Source organism: Parapedobacter tibetensis (assembly GCF_024704835.1).
Taxonomy (GTDB): domain Bacteria; phylum Bacteroidota; class Bacteroidia; order Sphingobacteriales; family Sphingobacteriaceae; genus Parapedobacter; species Parapedobacter tibetensis.
On sequence record NZ_JAMXBE010000059.1, the window covers coordinates 1 to 1,004 of the forward strand.

The window sequence follows — 1,004 nt, forward strand, 5'->3', positions numbered from 1 at the left end:
TGAGCGGGCATCCCGCCGTTTGGGTATGGTAGTTGCCGATGTGGATGAATACGAGGCTGAAGCTGGGGATTTCCGTGACCTCGACCATGCCCCGGTGCAGTTTTGGGTATTTCGGAGCATATTTGGCGTTCATGCCTGCCCAGTGGTTGAGCGATAGCCGGTATTCCCCTTCCGGGATGCAGGTGAGCCCTTGGACCTTTTCCTTGCGGATGCCGTCTTCCAAGAGGTAGCAGCAAAAAAGGCTGCCGATATATAGGTGGCTGAGGGTACTGTCCTTCCCCTGTGCCACGCGAACCATTTTGATGATTGCGTTTTCCATGGTGCCCCGCCTGTTTACTCCGTTGATCCCGATACCGGTTCCGACCAGTCGCCCGTACCGTAACCATTCATGGCCCTCACACGTACCCAGTACGCCTTCACACTTTCCAATCCCGCAATCACGTTGGTCCTTGACCGGGTGGTGGAGTGGATGGCGTCCTCCCAGCCGACCGGGCCGCCATCGGTGGGCCGTATGCCCAGCTGGTACCCGTATTGCCAGGCGTGGCGTACCTTGGCGCAGTCCATTACCAGCTGTCCTTGCTGCGGGCCGCGTCGCAGGCGTACCCATAGGGGCACTTCGGGCACCGTGTTGCTTTTCGGCGGCGGTACCAGCATAAAGCCCGAGCTCACCAGCCTGTTGGCATCGCCGTCGGCCGTGAAATTCACGTAAGATGCCAGCTGTTTCATCTTTTGCAGCAATGCCAGCCGGGCGATGTCCTTGGCCGTGGTGGCAAACTTGCCGCCTGTCTCGGCGGCTGCCTCGTGCTTGGTGCGGTAATCGTTCACATGGTTGCCGTAATCTTCCAGCGTCGGTACCGGATCGGGGAAGTTTCCATTCCCCGCCATGTCCGTCAACGTCTTGCCCGCCAGTGTCGCCAATTGGGCGTCACCCAGGGGGGTGTAACTTGTATAGATTCTTGGTGTATACATTGTTTTTTGTTTTTAAATTAAATATTCCATTTGTT

2 protein-coding genes are annotated in these 1,004 nt (G+C 57.2%); both read right to left on the bottom strand.

Features of this window, described 5'->3' with window-relative positions:
- A partial coding sequence (locus NF543_RS25225; protein WP_257670981.1) for a DUF5675 family protein occupies positions 1-319 on the bottom strand: 319 nt, incomplete at its 3' end.
- Positions 320-333: 14 nt separating this feature from the next.
- The gene (locus tag NF543_RS25230) at positions 334-969 is read right to left on the bottom strand and encodes a fibronectin type III domain-containing protein (RefSeq protein ID WP_257957584.1); all 636 of its coding nucleotides are present in this window, start codon (positions 967-969) and stop codon (positions 334-336) included.
- Between the last annotated feature and the right edge of the window lie 35 nt (positions 970-1,004).

Excerpts from the sequence above, each read along its gene's own strand:
- NF543_RS25230 (WP_257957584.1), bottom strand. The coding sequence starts at position 969 with ATGTATACACCAAGAATCTATACAAGTTACACCCCCCTGGGTGACGCC.